The following is a 17848-nucleotide window of genomic DNA, read 5'->3' as shown; positions in this document are numbered from 1 at the left end:
TCTGCCAACTCTGAAGTACTGGTTGACGTTTTGAGGGCAGGTCTGGTGCGAGGCGTGCTGGACTCAATCTCGGGAATCGGCTGGATCGGGCCAGTCTCGCACCACCATGGGGCCTTCGCTACACTAAGGGGGCCTCCATAGCTCAGTTGGTTAGAGCAGCGGACTTTTAATCCGCGGGTCCTGGGTTCGAGTCCCAGTGGGGGCACCCGTTCACAGCCCGTCCGATCATCGCCATGCCGTGGCCATCGTGCCGCGCCACCCGGTCGGCGCGTGCAGAGAGGTGCGTGTTGTCACCCATCCGTCCTGTGCAAGCCTCCCGCTCGGTAACCTTGGCCTCATGAGAGATCCTGCAGACATCGAGTGCTGGCTGACCGACATGGACGGCGTGCTCGTCCACGAGAACCACGAGGTTCCTGGCGCCAGCGATCTCATCAATCGATGGGTCGACACCTCGAAGCGATTCCTGGTCCTGACCAACAATTCCATCTTCACCCCGCGCGACCTGGCCGCCCGGTTGCAGGCTTCGGGCCTGACGGTGCCGGAGGACAACATTTGGACCTCCGCGCTGGCGACGGCGCACTTCCTCGCTGACCAGCACCCCGGCGCCCGCCTCTACGTCATTGGTGAGGCAGGCTTGACGACAGCCCTGCACGCAGCCGGATTCATCCTCACCGACACCGACCCCGACTACGTCGTCCTCGGTGAGACCCGCACCTACTCCTTCGAAGCCATCACCAAGGCCGTCCGGTTCATCGTCGACGGCGCACGGTTCATCTGCACCAACCCCGACGCCACCGGCCCCAGCAAGGAAGGCCCGCTGCCCGCCACGGGTGCCGTCGCGTCAATGATCGAGGCTGCCTCGAAGCACAAGCCGTACATCGTCGGAAAGCCCAACCCGATGATGTTCCGCTCGGCCTTGAACCGCATCGAGGCCCACTCCGAGACGACCGCCATGATCGGTGACCGGATGGATACCGACATGGTTGCCGGAATGGAGGCAGGCCTGTTGACCGTCCTGGTGCTGTCAGGCATCACCAAGCGTGAGGACGTCGACCAGTTCCCCTACCGTCCGAACATCATTCTGGACTCGGTGGCGGACCTTCACGAGCTCATCTGAGTGGTCATCTGACACTGCGACGGCGGCGCGCTGAGGAGCCGCCGTCGTCGCGTCATCCCCTCACACCTGCCAGGGGATGACGACGTCCTCGGGAGCTGCCGGGTGCCCGTGTCCCTCGAGGACGTACCCCCAGGTCTCAATCCCCTCAGGAGCCAGGTCAGCGGGCATTCGAGCCGCGACCTCGCGCAGATGATCCTTGACGTGCTGCATCTGGGTCATCTCGTCGCGGGTGGCCTCCTCCTTGAGCCAGGCCTGCTCCAACTCCCAGCCACGCACTCGAGTGCGAACCGCATTCTTGACCAGTTCGTGGTCCTGCGAGCTGGCCTTGACGTGAGTCTCGGCCGAGCACATCCAGCCGTAGTCGCGATTGATGCGCAGCAGACCGGGATCAACCGTCATGGAGTCATGGACCGAGATTTCCGGGCCGATGACAACCGCACCGGCGTTGCGGGCATAGGCGACCTCATCGCGCTCGGTCTCGTCGGTGAGGATCGACACCGATCTGGTCACCAGGTCAAGCATGTTGCGCGACCCGAAATCAGACTCCCTGCTGGCTCCCTGCGGTGAACAGGTGATGACGTAGGGGTTCGTGACGCCAAGGTGACCGATGGCCATCTCCGCGGGCACGTTCTCGCGCAGGCCGCCGTCAACATAGTGCTCCCCGTCAAGGTCGACCGGACGAAACACCCCAGGAATCGAGCACGATGCGAGCACCCCACGGGAGACGTCAAAGGTCGAGGAGCCGATGGGGTTGTTGTCCCGGTCGACGAGCTCGCCGGACTCGGTCACGTAGCGCAGCTCCCCGGACTCCAGGGCCACCGTGGCAAGACGGATCGACATCCCGGAGGTGGCCAGCAACTCCGACTTGAAGAAGTTGCGATCCAGGAGCTTGGCCAGAATGGGGCCGGCACGGTAGGTCGATCCCGAGGCCTCGGCGCCACGCACGATGGTGGAAATGTCGCCGCCATCCAGACTCAACCGCGACAGGGCGGACAACACCTGCAAGACGACGCCCGGCGTCCAGGAATCGGTGGGAATCGGGTCGTCACGGGTGGCGATCTCCAGGGTCCACGCCTGGCCGGTGAGGCGGTCGTCGTCACGGCCGGCGACCGGTTCTGCCGGGTCGGGGACCTTCGTCTCCTCCTCGCCGTGGTGGAAGGGCAGGCTCATCCACGGGCGTGGACTCTTGGGTTTGGCGGCCTCTCGGTTGAGCAGGGACATCCATTCCGGACCCTTCTCCAACAACCGGGAAAACCATGCGCGTGGGGTGAACATGTCGGTCTGGTCGGTCATCTCCAGCCACATCGTCTCCAATCGACGCAGTGCAGCCGCCTGTTGGTCCGGATCGGTCCACTGGGCCAGCGTGCAGGCCACGATTGACCCGGCCGAGGTCGCCACCATGACGGTCGGAGCAATGCCGACGACGTCATAGAGGTGTCGCAGTGCCCCCATCTGGAAGGAGGCTCTGGACCCGCCTCCGGCAAGGACGAGCCCCTGTTGGGGAGTCCGGCTTCCGAGTCCGAAGGGGAGGGTGGGAATGCCGAGCCATGAGGGGAGTTCCATGCCTCGATCCTACGGGCCGTAGTCAACCCTCATGGCGTGATGGGCCCTGTCAGGAGGCAGCCGCGATGGTCTCCTGGATGGCCTTGATCGTGGTGTCCAGGTGCTCCCGCTCCCAGCCATCCAGCGGCACCTCGAGGATTCTCTCGACCCCCTTGGCCCCGATGACGCAGGGCACGCCCATGGACACGTCGCCGTCATGGCCGTACTGGCCGCGCAGGGTGGTGCAGACCGGGTAGACGGCATGATCGTCGAGGAGGATGGACCGAGCGATCGTCAGGGCCGAGTGTCCGATGCCGGCGCTCGTCCAGCCCTTGAGGTTGAACACGGCGATGCCGGCGTGGTTGATGCGCTCGGTGAGGTCGTCGCGGTCCAGCGGAGGGACGTCGAACAGTTCTGCCAGCCCGTCGAAGCCGACACCGCCGACGTTGACTCCGCTGAACATCGGGAAACCAGAGGGGCCATGCTCGCCGATCATGTATCCGCGCACATAGTCCGGATCAACCCCGAGATGGTCGGCGATGACGCGACACATTCGAGCCGAGTCAAGGATCGTCCCGGTGCCCAGAACCAGCCCCTGAGGATGGTCGAACTCGGTGCTGGCGATGTGAACCACGGCATCCAGCGGGTTGGAGCAGATAATGATGGCCGCGTCGTGGTTACGGCTGGTGATCTGCGCCATGGTGGCCCGGATGATCGTGCCGTTGGTGGCGGCCAGTTCACGGCGCGCGGCACCGGTTGCACCGTTCTTGCCAGCAGTGATGGAGGGACCAGCCGTGACGATGATGATGTCGGCGTCGGACACGTCGTCGTAGTTGCCGGCGTAGACGTTGACGTTGGCGACGTTCGGCAGCGCGGTGGCGTGGTGCTGGTCGAGAGCCTGACCGGCAGCCATGTCCTCGTTGACGTCGATGACACAAATCTCACCGAAAAGGCCGCTCATCATGGCATCTGAGAGCACGGCGTCACCGACGCGACCAACCCCGACGATCGCGAGCTTGTGCGGCTTGATGGGCATGGGGACCTCCTGCAGTCGTCGACTGGTGCACTACGCACCAACGGCGTCCATCATCTACCGGGGATGTTTCAATTTCGTGACGGCCTGTCCCGTCGCGACGACTGCAGTGGCTCTGTGCGCTGTTCCAGCAGCGTCAAGACGCGATAGCCACGGTGTCCTGAATGGCCTGGATGGTCGTCGCCAGGTGCCCTTGCTCCCACTCGCTCAGGGGTACCTCGACGATCTGCTCGACGCCGCGGGCCCCGATGATGCACGGTGTGCTCATGGAGACGTCGCCGTCGTGGCCGTACTGGCCGTGCAGGGTGGTGCAGACCGGGTAGAGAGACCGCTCGTCACGCACGATGGCTCGCGCGATCGTCATCGCGGCCTGCCCAACCCCGGCGTTCGTCCAGCCCTTGAGGTTGAACACATCCGTTCCGCCATTGTTGGTGCGGGTGGCGATGTCGTCGGGGTCCAGCGGATCGACGCCGAAAACCCTCGGAAGGCCCTCGAAACTGACCCCACCAACGTTGACCCCGCTGATGTGGGGGAATCCCGACGGGCCGTGCTCGCCGATCATGTAGCCGCGCACGAATTCTGGGTTCACCCCGACGTGGTCTGCGATGATTCGGCACATCCGCGCCGAGTCCAAGAGGGTGCCGGTGCCCATGACGAGCCCCTGCGGGTGGTCGAACTCAGTGCTGGCGATGTGGACGTTGGCGTCCAGCGGGTTGGAGCAGATGATGATGGCGGCGTCATGGTTGCGCTTGGTGATCTCGGTCATGACCTCGCGCATGATCCGGCCATTCGTGGCTGCCAGTTCTCGGCGATCGGCGCCCGTGGCCGGACCCTTGGCCGGATCAATGGACGGCCCAGCGGCGATGACGATGACGTCGGCGTCGGTCAGGTCGTCGTAGTCGCCGGCAATCACCGTGGTGTTGGGCATATTGGGAACGGCAGTCGCGTGATGCTGATCGAGTGCCTGGCCTTCAGGCAGCCCCTCCTTGGTGTCGATGAGGACGATGCGGGCGAAGATCCCACTTGCCATGGCATCGAAGAGCACCGCTTCTCCAACTCGACCGACTCCGATGATCCCCAACTTGTGCGGCTTGATCGGCATTGTGAACTCCTTAGATCGTCCTCGTGGTGTCCATCCATGATGCACCTTGACCGATTCATCGACGTGGCATCTCGCCGTTGACCGTCCTTTGTCAAGAACACCGTGTGGGCTGTCAGAATGCGTGGGTGACGACAATTCCCGACATCCCCGAGGCGCCCCCGCGACACCAGCCACCAGAAGACCTCAGTCGTTTCGCATGGCTGTCGATCGCTGCGGCCGCTGTGACGATCCTGCTGAAGACCCTCGCCTGGCGCATCACTGGATCGGTGGGGCTGCTCTCGGATGCTGCGGAATCCCTCGTCAACCTCGTCGCCGCCATCATCGCCCTGATCGCTCTCAAGGTCTCGATCCGTCCGCCGGACAAGAATCACCACTTCGGGCACTCGAAGGCCGAGTATTTCTCCGCCGGTGCCGAGGGGATGATGATCTTCATCGCGGCTGCGGTCATCATCTACACCGCGATTCAGCGATTCCTCCACCCCCAGCCCATCGAGGACGCCGGGATCGGCTTGCTGGTCTCGGTGGTGGCCTCGCTGGTCAATGGGGTGGTCGCGTGGGTGCTGCTCAAGAATGGTCGGCAGCGTCGCTCCATGACCCTCATCGCCGATGGGAAGCACCTACTGACCGACGTGTGGACCTCGGTTGGGGTTCTGGTCGGGGTCGCTCTGGTCTGGCTGACCGGTTGGCAACGCCTGGACCCGATCGTCGCTTTCGGGGTGGGCGTGAACATCCTCGTGACCGGCGCCAGGCTCGTCGGCCAGTCCGGCACGGCCCTGCTCGACGTCTCCTTGCCCAAGGAGGACAACCAGGCGATTCGGGATTTCCTGGACGCCCGTTCCAACGACCACATCAAATTCCACGCGGTGCGCACTCGGGAGGCCGGGTACCGACGCTTCCTCGAGTTCCACATGCTCGTGCCGGGGTCCTGGACGGTCAAGCAGGGCCATGACGCCATGGAGGATCTCATTGACGACATCCTCGCCGAATGGCCTGAAATGCGGGTGAGTGGCCACTTGGAGCCGATCGAGGACCCCCGGTCCTATGAGGACATGGACGTCTGAGTCCGTGGACGGCTGGTCTAGGGTCAGTCATGGTCGAACACACATCTCTGGCAGACCCACGATGATCGACGAGCGAGAGGAGCCCCCATGGCTGAGGTCAACGGCGAGGTTGTGACGGTGCCTGATTGGGACGAGTACTTCCTGGGTATAGCTGAGGCCGTCGCGGCCCGGGCCAAATGCACCCGCCGTCGCGTCGGTGCCCTCCTCGTCCACGAGCACCGCATCATCGCCACAGGCTACAACGGTGCCGCTCCCGGTCGTCCGGACTGTTTGGAGGGAGCCTGCCCGCGCGGTCGGCTGGGATATGGCGAGGTGCCAGCCTTCTCCGACTACGACGTTCCCGGTTCGCCAGGGTTTTGCATCGCCATCCACGCCGAGGTCAATGCCCTACTCTTCGCCACCCGAGACACCGTCGGGGCGACGGCCTACGTCACCGACAAGCCCTGCCCGGGATGCCGCAAGGCGCTCGCGGCTGCCGGCGTGGTGAGGGCGGTGTGGCCTGCCGGCGAGTTCGACGCGGACGGGCTGGTCGACTGGCAGTTGTGACGGTGTGCGGCCCCACAGCCCTCGGCTGCGTTCACATCATGGAAACGGTGGTGTCCAGAAAACCCGGACACCACCGTTACGTTTGAGTACGCGCTCAGTCGTTGGAAAGCTGGGAGATTTTCGGTTCCAGAGCCTTTTCCGCCTCGGCGGCGACGACCTCCAACTCGGCTCCCGTCGACGCCATGACAGCGGCGACGACAGCCCCCTCGACCAGCGGGGCGGTGGAAATCGTCACCTTGCTGGCGATCGTCGGATCGAGGAACTCCAGGGCCATCTCAGCCGACAGAATCGCTGATCCAAGATCCACCAGCACGAGGATTCCGTCACAACTACCCATCTTCTCGATGGCGGCGCTCACGGCAGCCGCGTCGGTGCCCAGGGTGGTCTCGTCGAGGCCTGCGGCAACCTCGATGGGCGGAGTCTCCGGGCCGGGCAGCATCTGGGAAGCCAGGTCGGCTGCGGCTCGTCCCAGCGCCCGACTGTGGGAGACGATGACGATGCCCACTCCCTGGTTCGGCTCGCTCATGACTGACCTCCTGACAGGCAGCGTGCAGCGGACTCCACGAGCAGGGCCATCGACGTGGCTCCGGGATCCTGGTGTCCCTTGCTTCGTTCTCCCAGGTAGGACGCCCTGCCGCGACGAGCCACCATCTCGATGGTCGAATCACGGCCCTCATCGGCAGCCGTGGACGCCTTGGCAAGGGCGTCGGCGACAGAGCCACCGTCTGCGGCGACCTGCTTGGCGGCATCAACGGCGGGAGACAGCGCATCAACCAGGGTCTTGTCGCCCACCTCAGCCTTGCCGCGCGCCACGATGCCGGCCAGACCCGAATCGAGGGCATCGGCAAGCAGCTGAGCCGTGGGCTCGCCGTCGGTCTTGATGACCGTCGACAGACGCAGGAAGAACGTGCCGTACAGCGGACCGGAAGCACCACCGACGGTGCTCACCAGCGTCATTCCCGCCTTCTTGAGCAACTCGGAGGCGCTGCTGAACGACTGCGGGTCGAGAGCGGCAACTGCGTTCATTCCGCGGGCCATGTTCGAACCGTGGTCGGCGTCACCGATCTGGCGATCCAGGTCAGTGAGCTCATTCGCGTGCTCCGAGATGACCGCCGAGTAGTCCTTGAGCCACTCGGACACGGTCGCGGCAGTAATTTCAGGCATCAGCATCCCCATCGAAGTCCAGGAGTCTCCACCGGGGCATCCCACAACGTCAGGAGATCGTCGTCAGCGGAGAGCAAGGTCAAGGAACATCCTGCCATCTCCAGGCTCGTGATGTGGTTGCCGACCAGGGTGCGGGCTACCGTGACGCCCTTGCCCTCGAGGATCTTGGCGACCTCTCCCCACACCAGGTATTGCTCGATGAGCGGGGTTCCACCCATTCCGTTGAGCATGGCGATCACGGGGGACCCAGTGAAATCGCGGTCAGCGAGGATGGGCTCGACGATCTGGGCAGCCACCTCGGCGGCCGTCCCCAACTTGACGGTTTCGCGGCCGGGCTCACCGTGGATACCGACGCCGGACTCCATCTCGTCGGCGCCGAGGTCGAAGGTGGGCTTGCCGGCGGCCGGGACGGTGCAGGAGGTGAGGGCGACGCCGAAGGAGCGGCCACCGTCATTGATCCGCCTGGCCAACTCGAGCAGGGCGTCGAGGTCGCGCTTCTCCTCGGCTGCGGCACCAAGGATCTTCTCAGCCAGGACCGTCAGGCCGACACCACGGCGACCGGCGGTGTACAGGGAGTCCTGCACGGCAACGTCGTCAGCAATGACGACGGACTCGACGCGGGTGCCGGCCTCCATCGAGGCCATCTCGGCGGCCATGTCGAAGTTCATGACGTCGCCGGTGTAGTTCTTGACGATGTGAAGCACGCCAGCACCACCGTCAACGGCCTTGGTGGCCTCGGTAATCTGGTCAGGAACCGGGGAGGTGAACACCTCGCCGCAGCACGCAGCGTCGAGCATTCCGCGACCGACATAGCCCGAGTGCATCGGCTCGTGGCCGGACCCGCCACCGGAGACCAGGCCAACCTTCCCGCTGACCGGGCCGCCGGCGCGCAGCACGATGCGGTGTTCGAGATCGACTTTCAGACAATCAGAATGGGCGGCCGCCACGCCACGCAGGGAATCAACGACGACATCCTCAACAGCATTGATGAGTTTCTTCATGGCACCCAGTGAACCATCTTGACCACGGTTTTCCAGACGGGTTTGGGTAAATGGTGGACTGTGTTCACGTGGTGTTGGACGAGTCAATAGCTCACTTCGTCTGCTGAACGTAGTCGATCGTCACCTTGCCACGTACCTGACGCAGCCACGGTGCCCGCTTGGAGGGATCAAACACGACCCGGATCTTGTCGTTGTGCATGATGACGGCGGTGATGACGATGAAGGTGATGCCCAGGCTGATCGCTCCCCATGCGACCGTGGCGCGCGGACCGACGGCGTTGCCGATCCATCCGACGATGGGGGAGACGAACGGGGTGCCGCCCATCACGAGGGTCGCCCACAGGCTCATGACGCGCCCGCGCATCTGCGGGGTGACCGAGGTCTGCACCATGGCGTTGGCGGTGATGAGGGTCGAGATGGCCCCCCAGCCGACGAAGATCTTGAGGACGGCGAAGGTGGCGTAGTTCGGGGCCAGGGCCGACAGACCCATGCTGACGCTGTAAACCAGCAAGGCGAGCTCGACCCAACGCAGCCGGGGCCTGCGTCGAGCCGATCCCAGGGCGGCAGCCATCGAGCCGATACCCATGAGGGACCCGAGCAGACCGTACTCGCCAGACCCCTTGCCGAAGGCCTGAGTCGCCATGACGGCATCGGAGATGTTGAAGTTGAAGCCGAAGGTTCCCATCATGAACCCGATGGCCAGCAGGATGACGAGGTCGGGGCGACGCCTGACGTAGCGGACACCGTCGCGCACTCGGGCCTTCTCCGCCGGTGGTGGGGAGGTGTAGAGACGCTCAGCCTTGATGAACAGCAGGGTGGTGATGAACCCGATGAAGCAGACGACGTCGATGGCCATGACCCAGCCGACGCCGACGGCGGCGATGAGTAGTCCACCCAGGCCAGGTCCGAGCAGGCGGGCCCCGTTGAAGGAGGCCGAGTTGAGGCTCACCGCGTTGGGCAGGTTCTTTCGTGGCACGAGCTCGGAGACGAAGGCCTGAGCAGCAGGGCTGTAGAAGGCCCCGGCGATACCGTCCATGACTGACAGGACGAAGACCATCCATAGTTTGACGGCCCCGGTGAGCACGAGGGCCGACAGGATCGCGGCGTCAATGGCCAGGACGATCTGGGCGGCCACCATGATGCGGCGCTTGGACATCCGGTCAGCCAGGGCCCCGGCCCACGGGGTGATGAGGAGGATGGGGGCGAAGTTCACCGCCATCACCCAGCCCAGCATGGCTGCGTTGCCGTGGGTGAGGATGACCAGCACCAGCCACGACTGGGCGGTACGGGCCATCCACTGTCCCATGTTCGTCATGAGGGAGCCTGAGAAGTAGATCCGATAGTTCGGAACCGCCAGGCTGGCGAACATGGTTCTCACGGAAGAGGCTCCTGCCAAGGTCGATGGGATGTGTGGGGATACCAGAAAGTATGTACCGTTTCCGTAATTCCTGCTGATGTGAGGTTGAACGTGCAGCGGCGATATCGTCGCGGGTGGCGCATGCTCCGGGGCGTCTGCGGTGCAGCGCCGTCATGACGTCACGGTCACGTCCTCACCGTCCACTTTAGGAGTTGTCCATGGCCACACCAGCCCAATGGCTCGAGGGGGCGCGTCCGCGCACCCTTCCCACCGCGATCGCGCCGGTGCTCGCCGGAACCGCGATCGCCATCGCTACCGGCGGTGCGCGCTGGGGGCTGGCGGCGCTGTGTCTGGTGGTGGCCCTGGGGCTGGTCATCGGGGTGAACTTCGCCAATGACTATTCCGACGGCATTCGCGGCTCCGACGGTGAGGATCGCGTCGGTCCGCTGCGGCTGGTCGGGTCCGGGGTGGCCGAGCCCTCTCACGTCAAGGCTGCAGCCTTCGGGTGTTTCGGTGTCTCGGCGGTGGCTGGTCTGGTCATCACCATCATCACCGGGCACTGGTGGTTCCTCATCCTGGGCCTGGCGTGCATCCTCGCGGCCTGGTTCTACACCGGAGGATCTCACCCCTATGGATATGCCGGGCTGGGGGAGGTCTTCGTCTTCGTCTTCTTCGGATTGGTGGCCGTCGGTGGCACGATCTACGTCCAGACCGATCACGTTGGTGCCGCTGGGTGGGTGACGGCCAGCCTCATCGGTTTCCTGGCGTGCGCGGTACTGGTAGCCAACAACCTGCGTGACATCGACGGGGACCGCATCAGCGGCAAGCGCACTCTGGCCACCAAACTGGGGCCTCAGGGAACCCGAGTCTGCTACCTCGCTCTGGTGTTCCTGGCCTGCGTCGGTGTCGTCGTCGTCGCGGCCTTGACGACCTGGTGGGCCCTGCTGGGGCTGCTCATGATCGCTTTGCTCGTCTCCCCGGTGAAGGCCATGGTCACCAGGACAACCGGAATGGCACTCGTGCCGGTTCTCAAGAACACTGGCCTGGCCGAGCTGGTGGGCTCGATAGGTCTGTTCGTCGCGGCTCTCATCTGAGTTACAGCTTGATGCCGAAGCGCTCCAGCCGCTTGCGGTCGGCCTTCGAACTGGAGGCCTGTAGAGCGAGCAATTCGGCGTAAATCCCGCCGGATGTGGCCAGCTCAGCCGGGGTGCCGATCTCGTCGACGCGACCGGCATCCAGGGTGACGATCCGGTCAACGCTGGAGATCGTCGAGAGACGGTGGGCAATGATGAGGCTGGTGCGATCGGCCATGAGGGATTCCAGACCAGCTTGCACCCAGCGCTCAGACTTGGTGTCCAGGGCCGAGGTGGCCTCATCGAGGACGAGGATGGGGGCATCCTTGAGCAGCGCCCGGGCAATCGAGATGCGCTGTTTCTGGCCACCCGACAGCTTGATGCCGCGCTCCCCGACGAGGGTGTCGTACTGCTGAGGGAATCGCTGGATGAAGCGGTCGGCGTAGGCGCGTCGGGCGGCGTCGCGGATCTGCTCGTCGGTGGCCTCGGTGCCGTAGGCGATGTTCTCCCGGATGGACCCGGAGAACAGGGCAGGGTCTTGAAAGACCACGCCGATACGGCGTCGCAGGGCCTCGGGGGCGACCTGGGAGATGTCGTTTCCGGCCACCATGACGGTGCCCTCGGTGACCGGGTAGAGGCCGAGTAGCAGGTTCACCAGGGTGGACTTTCCACCCCCAGATTCGCCCACAAGCGCGACCTTCTCGCCGGGATTGACGTCGAATGTGACGTGGTCGATGACCCGGTTGGCGCCGTCGTAGCTGAAGACGGTGTCATCGAAGGAGATCATCGGAATACCCGGTTCGGGCTCACGGATGGCCGTCGTCGCGACCTGCGGCACGTGGGCCGGGCGGGTCTCCATGACTGAGAAGTAGTCCTTCGACCCGGCCACCGCGCGCTGGGCGACGTCAATGATGTAGCTCATCATCTGCACCGGCTGGCGGGCCAGCATCATGAGCTGGATGAGCAGGATCATGTCGCCGACGCTGAAATATCCCTTGGCAGTTCGGACAAAGATGATGGCGTAGATACCAAAGAAGATGACGTTGAGGACCACCCGCCGCACGGTGTCCATGAAGTGCCAGTGGTTGGACTGGCGTCGAGTGGCCTCGACGGTGGCGTCATAGTGGTCATTGAACTGTTTTTGCTCGCTGGCCTCGGTGACGTAGGACTTGACGACGCGAATCTGGGAGACGACTTCCTGGAATCGTCCCCCGGCGGTGTCGATGTGGTGGTTGATGACGTCCTGGTGGGTCTGCCAGTTGCGTGAGGTCAAGGCCGTCAGCCAGACGTAAATCGGAAAAACGATGGCCAACAGCAGGGCCAGCGGCCAGTAATAGATGGCCGAAATGATGAGGATGGCGACCGTCGTCAACAGCAGGGTGAAGAAATTGTTCGAGAAGGCCTTGGCGAAGTCGGTGACGTTGGTGATCGATCGGGTGAGCTTGGAGGTGATCGACCCGGTGAGTTCCTCGTCGAACCACGATTGCGGCAGCTCCATGAGTTTGGTGAAGTAGCGAGTCGACAGGATCTGGCGCATCTTTGCGCTCATGATGTCACCCAGCCAACCGTTGACGTTGGTGAGCAGGGAGTTGACGACATCGAGGACGAGAATGACCACCGCGAGCACCATGATGTCGCGGATGTGATGATCGTTGCCGCGCACGCCCGCCACGGCGAGATCAGTGGCCCGGGCAATGACGAAGGGGACTGCCAACTGGGTGAGGGCGACGATGACAGCCGAGATGACGACCCCGAGGTAGAACTTCCACAGCTGCGAGGTGAATCGAAGGATTCGTGTCAAAGAACGCATGGGTCTCCAGACGAGAGTTTCGAGATGATCGGGGACGTGTCAACTAAACGGTATCGCTTTGTGTGACCGGGATCATCTCTGCCCGCACATGCCGATCGTCACCGTCGTGACGCCGTGGCGCGAACAGGCGGTCAGGATTGCCCGGAAAACTTCTCGACGAGCCAACGGCGAACGGCGAGGGTGGCCTTTACGTCGTCCTCGTTGTACTCCATGACCCGGGTCTTGGAGGACTGACGGACCTGCGGATCGGGGTCATGGACGGCCAGGTCCCACCAGGTCTGGGAGTTGAGGCCGCCTGGGTCCGGGTCACGCCAGGTGAACCCGGCGCCAGCGTTGGCAACGACCTTCAGCCCGATCCCGTCGACCCCGAAGAAATGGGCCTTGACGGTGGCGAACAGATCGACGAAGCATCCCGAGTCCAGCAGCCGACGCACGGCGTCTCGAGTCTGTTCATCCTGACAGGCATGTCCGAAGTGGCGCAGGTGGACGATCTCGTAGTCGGAGTAGTGGACGACGATCGTCTCCGGGTGGGCCGACACCACCGCGTCGAGCCAGGCGATGGCGCGGGCCGCCAGCTCGTTCTCGTCATCGTCATCCATGTCGGCAAACTCGCTGAAGGCGACGTAATAGGGCTCGTCGCCGGTCGTCGAGTCGAGCAGGTGCTCAGGATCACTGACCTCGAAACCCCACAGATAAACCCTGCCATCAGGGGAGGTTTCGATGTCGAAGTCGATCTCCAGACGGGAGGAGGCCACCTCGATGGGGCCCTCGTCATTGCGTTCCAGCAGCACACCTCGACGGATGAGACGGGCGCGGCGGGCGGCGGCTCGCAGTCGCTGCTCCGGGCGGGGACGGTGCTGCACTTCTGGCAGGTAGGCCGGCAGCAACTCGTCCAGATCGGCGTCGGCCAGGTCGTCGACGGTGGCCACCCCGAGGCGACGCAAGGTCGAGATCTCCCGGACATCCAGCGGAGCCTTCGAGATACGTAGGGACAGATCGGCATCGTCAAGACGCGGCTGGCAGACGGTCCACCACTGACAGGACTCACACTCACGCACCACGATCGGGGTGACCATGGGCTCACCACCAGCCAGGGCGTGCTCGGCCACCGAGACCCGGAAGGTGTGCTCGTGGTCATAGCGGTCCAGCACGCTGCGCCGACGCCACCTCGAGGCCGCCGAGCGGGAGAAGGTGCGAATGAACTTGTGGTCAAGATCAAGCCAGGAGACGGCCAGGGCGTCATCGAGAATCCCGATCTCGTCGTTGCCGACCACCCCCACGAGACGACGATGGTCCGGGCACTCGTCAGGAGTGGCGACCAGGCCCAGATCCTCCAGCAGCCGCCAGTGATGGGCGGCCTGGATGAGGGCGCGCTCCCGACCGGCGCGGAAAGTCTGCTCCAGTGACATCCGGGCGTGACGAGGATCGGGGTCGTTGAGGGGGGCCACCCACGTGAACTCCGCCAGAGTGTGGTGGCTCTCCAGGACCGGGTAGTCCTTGACGATGACCGGCAGGTAACCAGGCCCACCGTCGGCACGTGTCCCAGCCAGCACCAGGGCGTCGGGAGAACCGGTGCGGTGACCCTGGGGTGACGATGGCAACTCAGGGCCGACGATGACGGGTGCTCCAGCGTCCATGGCTTGGCGGGTGGCACTGCGTCGACCTGCCACACTCACGGCGCCTGAACGCAGGTCGACGGCGTTGGGAACGGCGGCCAGGGCGTCACCGATGGCCCTCAGATGGGTTTCGGCCCCCGTGAAGAGTTCGTCGTCGCGCGGATCCCCGACCGGTGGGGACAGGGCCGGGTCGTAGGCGTTCTGAGTCTTGACCGGGCAGCTACGCGCCGCCCAAGGATCAAGGAGGATCGGGGAGGAGGCCGTCACCTCAGGACATCCTCCTTCTGGTCACTGCCCTTCCACCCACGATGCAGGGCGACGACGCCACCACAGACATTGCGCCACGCGATGGCCTGCCAGCCGGCCTCGGCCATCATGTCGGCCAGATGGGACTGGTCGGGCCAGGCAAGGATCGATTCGGCCAGGTAGTCGTAGGCGTCACGGTTCGAGGAGGCCAACCTCGCCATGGCCGGGATGGCGGCGAGCAAGTACTTGGTGTAGACGTGGCGAAACGGTGCCCAGGTGGGGTAGGAGAACTCGCAGATGACGACCCGTCCGCCCGGCTTGGTGACACGCAACATCTCGCGCAGGGCCTGGTGTGGGTCCTCGACGTTGCGCAGACCGTAGGAGATCGTCACCGCGTCGAAGGAATTGTCGGCGTAGGGCAGGCAGGTGGCGTCCCCGGCGACGAAGTGCAGATGGGGCTGACGCTGCTTGCCGACCGCCAGCATTCCGGTGGAGATGTCGGTGGGGTAGACCTGTGCCCCCCGGGCAGCGAAGGTGGCCGACGAGGTGCCGGTTCCGGCTGCCAGGTCGAGGATGACCTGGCCTGGCTGTGGCTCCACTGCCTCGACGACGAGGTCGCGCCAAGTGTCGACAGCTCCCATCGTCATGATCTGGTTCATGAGGTCATAGCGCTGCGCCACCCCGTCGAACATGGAAGCGACATCGGCGTGGTGCTTGTCAAGGGTGGCTCGGGTCGTCAACACGCGCCCAGTCTTCCACACAGTTTGGGGTCGGCCTCGACGGTGCGGGAGAATGGCCAGCATGGCATCCCGCTCCACTGTCCTCGTCGTCAAGGACATCTCGAAGTCTTATGGCGACCGAACCATCGTTGACCACCTGTCTCTGACCGTCCATGAGGGCGAGGCCGTCGCACTCACCGGCCGCAACGGCGCCGGCAAGTCGACGGTGTTGAGGATGCTGGTGGGAGCGGATCGTCCCAGCTCGGGCACGATCGAGGTGCTCGGAAAGAGAGTGTCCGAGACGAACCCGGAGTTTCGTCGCAATGTTGCCACGGTCATCGACGACCTGGACTTCTTCCCCGACCTGTCGGTGGTCGAACACCTTGATCTGCTGGCCCGCGCCCACGGACTCGTTGACGCCGACGCCCTCGTCGACGAGGTGCTCGAAGAAGTCCAGCTCGTCCCGCAGTCCGGCCAGTTGCCCGGCACCCTGTCATCTGGCCAGCGACGCCGGCTGGGCCTGGCGACAGCCTTGGTGCGTCCCCGCAAACTCCTCGTTCTCGACGAGCCGGAGGCCCGGCTGGACGTCGAGGGTGTTGCCTGGCTCGGCAAGAGGCTGCGCGAGGAAATGAAACACGGCCTGGCGATCATCATGGCCAGCCACGAGCCGGCCCTCGTCGAGGCCCTGGGCGCTCGTATCGTCGAGCTGGGAGGCCCGCGCGGATGAGTCGGCGCACCAGCAAGCACTCCAAGCCCCGTCCCAAGAACCCGCAGCCAGCCCAGGCCGCGACGGTGGAGGCGGTAGCCGTTCCCGACCCGGAACTGGTCATCACCCATCGCCCCGACGAGTTCTTCGCCGGCCAAGCCGATGAACGTCAGCTCGCCCTGCTCATGGGTGACTGGCGCAGGGGTCGCACGACGCGCAACATCTGGCAGGCCCTGGGGGATGCCTATGTGCTCGTCTTCTCCCTGGTCGTCGTGCTCGCGATGATCATCAGCCTCATCGTGCAGGCCCAGGGTCAGGCATCCGGCTGTACCTCGACGGGATGCCAGACTGCCCGTGGCCTGCTGCCGTGGGCGGCACTGTCAGGTGTCCTGGCCTTCGCCCTCGTGGCTGCCCGTATCTTCGGTCCGGTGCTCGCCTCGGCCGCAGAGGGTTTCTGGCTCATGGATGCGCCGATCAGCCGGGCGAGATTCCTGGCCAAGCGTCTGCGTGTTGCTGTGCTCGTCTCGGTGATCGGAGGTGGGGTCCTGGGTGCGCTGGTGGCCGCTCTGACTGGTGCCTCCGGCAAGGCCGTCATTGCCTGGACCGTCGCGACGGCGCTGGGAGCGGCCGGTGTTGTCTCCTTCGCAGCCGCCGAGCAGGGGGCAGAACGCACCTGGCCGGTCAAGATCGTGGAGGCCCTGGCTGGGCTGGCCGGTCTGGCGGTCTTGCTGGGAGTCATATCGACGGCGTCTGGCTGGTACGCAGTGCCGATGTCCACCGATGACAACCTGGCATCCGCGTGGGCGGTCGCCGGTGGCGGCGCGGTGCTGCTGGTCGTCTGCTACGTCATCGCCCGGATGCGCCTCAATCGAATCCGACGAGCTCGTCTCATGGCTGGCGGCTCGCTGGCATCGGGTATGCAGGGTGCGGCCTTCGCCCTTGACTTCGCCCTCATCCGCGACATCCTTCAGGAGCGCGAGGCCGTTGAGCGCGGTCAGGTCCGAGCTACCCGTGGACGCGGGGAAGGGCTCAGCGCCTTGGTGTGGCGCGACGTGCAGCGCCTCATGCGCTTCCCCAAGCCGCTGTTCGCCCTTGTCGTGACGGCCGTGGTGCCCTACGCCGTGTCAGCCCTGGGATTCGGGGCGTTGACGGTCCCGGTGTCAGCGCTGGTGCTCGTCGCTGCCCTTATTCCGTTCTTCACCAGCTTGCGTGTGCTGACGCGCAGCAAGGGTCTGGTGCGCTGCCTTCCGTTCACGACCAGTCAGGTCATCTCGGCTGCGTCGGTGGTTCCCGCAGTGGCGGCGGTCATCTGGGCCATCGCGGTCATCCCGGCCTTTCATGGCGTTGGCTCGACGACCTCTCGTCCGTGGGGGCAGGCGATCATGTACGGCTTGGTGACGGCTGCCGCTGGCCTGGCCGGTGCCATCCGCTGGGTGAGCGCCAAGCCGGCTGATTACTCCTCGCCCATGGTTGCCACCCAGGCCGGTGCCATGCCTCCAGGCCTCATGTTCAACCTCATTCGTGGCTTCGACATGGTTGCCCTCGTCACGATTCCGGTGGTGCTCGGATGGTCGCCGTGGGTGTCGGTGTTCATTGCCGTCATCGTGTTCGGGTTCCTGCGCATGGGAGGCATGAACCAGCAGGACCTGGCGGAGATGCGTGAGGAGTCCCAGCGTCAACTGGCTGAGGCTCGCGCGGAGGCCCGCGGTGAGAAGGTCGAGAAGAAGGTCATCGAGCGTAAACGTCGGTGACGAC

16 protein-coding genes and 1 tRNA gene are annotated in these 17848 nt (G+C 64.7%); 7 read left to right on the top strand and 10 right to left on the bottom strand.

Annotated elements, in window-relative coordinates:
• Positions 1-131 precede the first annotated feature (131 nt).
• Together O6R08_RS08965 and O6R08_RS08960 are read left to right on the top strand one after the other, a co-directional pair.
• A tRNA-Lys gene (locus O6R08_RS08965) sits at positions 132-205 on the top strand.
• A gap of 132 nt (positions 206-337) precedes the next feature.
• Positions 338-1117, top strand: coding sequence for an HAD-IIA family hydrolase (locus O6R08_RS08960; protein ID WP_271417813.1), 780 nt, complete (start codon positions 338-340; stop codon positions 1115-1117).
• 60 nt (positions 1118-1177) lie between these two features.
• Here O6R08_RS08960 and O6R08_RS08955 read toward each other — a convergent pair whose 3' ends face one another.
• The 3 genes from O6R08_RS08955 to O6R08_RS08945 form a co-directional block, all read right to left on the bottom strand.
• The gene (locus O6R08_RS08955) at positions 1178-2680 is read right to left on the bottom strand and encodes a patatin-like phospholipase family protein (protein ID WP_271417812.1); all 1503 of its coding nucleotides are present in this window, start codon (positions 2678-2680) and stop codon (positions 1178-1180) included.
• A 49-nt stretch (positions 2681-2729) separates the two neighbouring features.
• Entirely contained in the window at positions 2730-3695 is a 966-nt protein-coding gene (locus tag O6R08_RS08950) for a lactate/malate family dehydrogenase (RefSeq protein ID WP_271417811.1), read from the bottom strand.
• 133 nt (positions 3696-3828) lie between these two features.
• Positions 3829-4794, bottom strand: a complete 966-nt coding sequence (locus O6R08_RS08945; protein ID WP_271417810.1) for a lactate/malate family dehydrogenase — start codon at positions 4792-4794, stop codon at positions 3829-3831.
• 77 nt (positions 4795-4871) lie between these two features.
• On the opposite strand from O6R08_RS08945, the gene O6R08_RS08940 reads away from it, so the two are divergent.
• Together O6R08_RS08940 and O6R08_RS08935 are read left to right on the top strand one after the other, a co-directional pair.
• Positions 4872-5855, top strand: coding sequence for a cation diffusion facilitator family transporter (locus O6R08_RS08940; protein ID WP_271417809.1), 984 nt, complete (start codon positions 4872-4874; stop codon positions 5853-5855).
• Between the two features lie 87 nt (positions 5856-5942).
• On the top strand, positions 5943-6401 hold the full coding sequence (locus O6R08_RS08935; RefSeq protein ID WP_271417808.1) for a deoxycytidylate deaminase: 459 nt from the start codon (positions 5943-5945) through the stop codon (positions 6399-6401).
• 94 nt (positions 6402-6495) lie between these two features.
• Here the strand turns inward: O6R08_RS08935 and dhaM are convergent, their stop codons facing one another.
• The 4 genes from dhaM to O6R08_RS08915 all read right to left on the bottom strand — a co-directional run bounded on the left by dhaM (position 6496) and on the right by O6R08_RS08915 (position 9935).
• Complete coding sequence (gene dhaM, locus O6R08_RS08930) at positions 6496-6927, bottom strand: dihydroxyacetone kinase phosphoryl donor subunit DhaM (protein WP_271417807.1); 432 nt, start codon at positions 6925-6927, stop codon at positions 6496-6498.
• Positions 6924-7577 (bottom strand): dihydroxyacetone kinase subunit DhaL, encoded by a 654-nt coding sequence (dhaL, locus tag O6R08_RS08925; RefSeq protein ID WP_271417806.1) that lies wholly within the window; start codon positions 7575-7577, stop codon positions 6924-6926. The genes dhaM and dhaL overlap by 4 nt, the downstream gene beginning before the upstream one ends.
• The gene (gene dhaK / locus O6R08_RS08920) at positions 7565-8566 is read right to left on the bottom strand and encodes a dihydroxyacetone kinase subunit DhaK (protein WP_271417805.1); all 1002 of its coding nucleotides are present in this window, start codon (positions 8564-8566) and stop codon (positions 7565-7567) included. The genes dhaL and dhaK overlap by 13 nt, the downstream gene beginning before the upstream one ends.
• Positions 8567-8657: 91 nt before the next feature.
• A complete protein-coding gene (locus O6R08_RS08915) occupies positions 8658-9935 on the bottom strand; it encodes an MFS transporter (protein ID WP_271419338.1) in 1278 nt (425 codons plus the stop codon).
• Between the two features lie 206 nt (positions 9936-10141).
• Between O6R08_RS08915 and O6R08_RS08910 the strand changes: the two genes are divergently transcribed.
• Positions 10142-11017, top strand: a complete 876-nt coding sequence (locus O6R08_RS08910) for a 1,4-dihydroxy-2-naphthoate polyprenyltransferase (protein WP_271417804.1) — start codon at positions 10142-10144, stop codon at positions 11015-11017.
• Between the two features lies 1 nt (position 11018).
• Here O6R08_RS08910 and O6R08_RS08905 read toward each other — a convergent pair whose 3' ends face one another.
• From O6R08_RS08905 to O6R08_RS08895, 3 genes are all read right to left on the bottom strand, one after another.
• Positions 11019-12806, bottom strand: a complete 1788-nt coding sequence (locus O6R08_RS08905) for an ABC transporter ATP-binding protein (protein ID WP_271417803.1) — start codon at positions 12804-12806, stop codon at positions 11019-11021.
• A 131-nt stretch (positions 12807-12937) separates the two neighbouring features.
• The gene (locus O6R08_RS08900) at positions 12938-14689 is read right to left on the bottom strand and encodes a TM0106 family RecB-like putative nuclease (RefSeq protein WP_271417802.1); all 1752 of its coding nucleotides are present in this window, start codon (positions 14687-14689) and stop codon (positions 12938-12940) included.
• A complete protein-coding gene (locus O6R08_RS08895; RefSeq protein ID WP_271417801.1) occupies positions 14686-15471 on the bottom strand; it encodes a demethylmenaquinone methyltransferase in 786 nt (261 codons plus the stop codon). Before O6R08_RS08895 ends, O6R08_RS08900 begins: the two co-directional genes overlap by 4 nt.
• Here O6R08_RS08895 and O6R08_RS08890 point away from each other — a divergent pair.
• Entirely contained in the window at positions 15461-16114 is a 654-nt protein-coding gene (locus tag O6R08_RS08890; RefSeq protein WP_271417800.1) for an ABC transporter ATP-binding protein, read from the top strand. The genes O6R08_RS08895 and O6R08_RS08890 overlap by 11 nt on opposite strands.
• Positions 16111-17844, top strand: coding sequence for a DUF6297 family protein (locus tag O6R08_RS08885; RefSeq protein ID WP_271417799.1), 1734 nt, complete (start codon positions 16111-16113; stop codon positions 17842-17844). The genes O6R08_RS08890 and O6R08_RS08885 overlap by 4 nt, the downstream gene beginning before the upstream one ends.
• The last annotated feature ends 4 nt before the right edge of the window (positions 17845-17848 follow it).

Origin of the sequence: Cutibacterium equinum (assembly GCF_028021195.1) — a bacterium.
Taxonomy (GTDB): domain Bacteria; phylum Actinomycetota; class Actinomycetes; order Propionibacteriales; family Propionibacteriaceae; genus Cutibacterium; species Cutibacterium equinum.
Note: the sequence above shows the minus strand (reverse complement) of the source record. Positions and strands in the feature narration are given on the sequence as shown.

Excerpts from the sequence above, each read along its gene's own strand:
- dhaL (WP_271417806.1), bottom strand. The coding sequence starts at position 7,577 with ATGGGGATGCTGATGCCTGAAATTACTGCCGCGACCGTGTCCGAGTGG.
- O6R08_RS08890 (WP_271417800.1), top strand. The coding sequence starts at position 15,461 with ATGGCCAGCATGGCATCCCGCTCCACTGTCCTCGTCGTCAAGGACATC.
- O6R08_RS08945 (WP_271417810.1), bottom strand. The coding sequence starts at position 4,794 with ATGCCGATCAAGCCGCACAAGTTGGGGATCATCGGAGTCGGTCGAGTT.
- O6R08_RS08955 (WP_271417812.1), bottom strand. The coding sequence starts at position 2,680 with ATGGAACTCCCCTCATGGCTCGGCATTCCCACCCTCCCCTTCGGACTC.
- O6R08_RS08910 (WP_271417804.1), top strand. The coding sequence starts at position 10,142 with ATGGCCACACCAGCCCAATGGCTCGAGGGGGCGCGTCCGCGCACCCTT.
- O6R08_RS08935 (WP_271417808.1), top strand. The coding sequence starts at position 5,943 with ATGGCTGAGGTCAACGGCGAGGTTGTGACGGTGCCTGATTGGGACGAG.
- dhaK (WP_271417805.1), bottom strand. The coding sequence starts at position 8,566 with ATGAAGAAACTCATCAATGCTGTTGAGGATGTCGTCGTTGATTCCCTG.
- dhaM (WP_271417807.1), bottom strand. The coding sequence starts at position 6,927 with ATGAGCGAGCCGAACCAGGGAGTGGGCATCGTCATCGTCTCCCACAGT.
- O6R08_RS08895 (WP_271417801.1), bottom strand. The coding sequence starts at position 15,471 with ATGCTGGCCATTCTCCCGCACCGTCGAGGCCGACCCCAAACTGTGTGG.
- O6R08_RS08885 (WP_271417799.1), top strand. The coding sequence starts at position 16,111 with ATGAGTCGGCGCACCAGCAAGCACTCCAAGCCCCGTCCCAAGAACCCG.
- O6R08_RS08950 (WP_271417811.1), bottom strand. The coding sequence starts at position 3,695 with ATGCCCATCAAGCCGCACAAGCTCGCGATCGTCGGGGTTGGTCGCGTC.
- O6R08_RS08915 (WP_271419338.1), bottom strand. The coding sequence starts at position 9,935 with ATGTTCGCCAGCCTGGCGGTTCCGAACTATCGGATCTACTTCTCAGGC.
- O6R08_RS08960 (WP_271417813.1), top strand. The coding sequence starts at position 338 with ATGAGAGATCCTGCAGACATCGAGTGCTGGCTGACCGACATGGACGGC.
- O6R08_RS08905 (WP_271417803.1), bottom strand. The coding sequence starts at position 12,806 with ATGCGTTCTTTGACACGAATCCTTCGATTCACCTCGCAGCTGTGGAAG.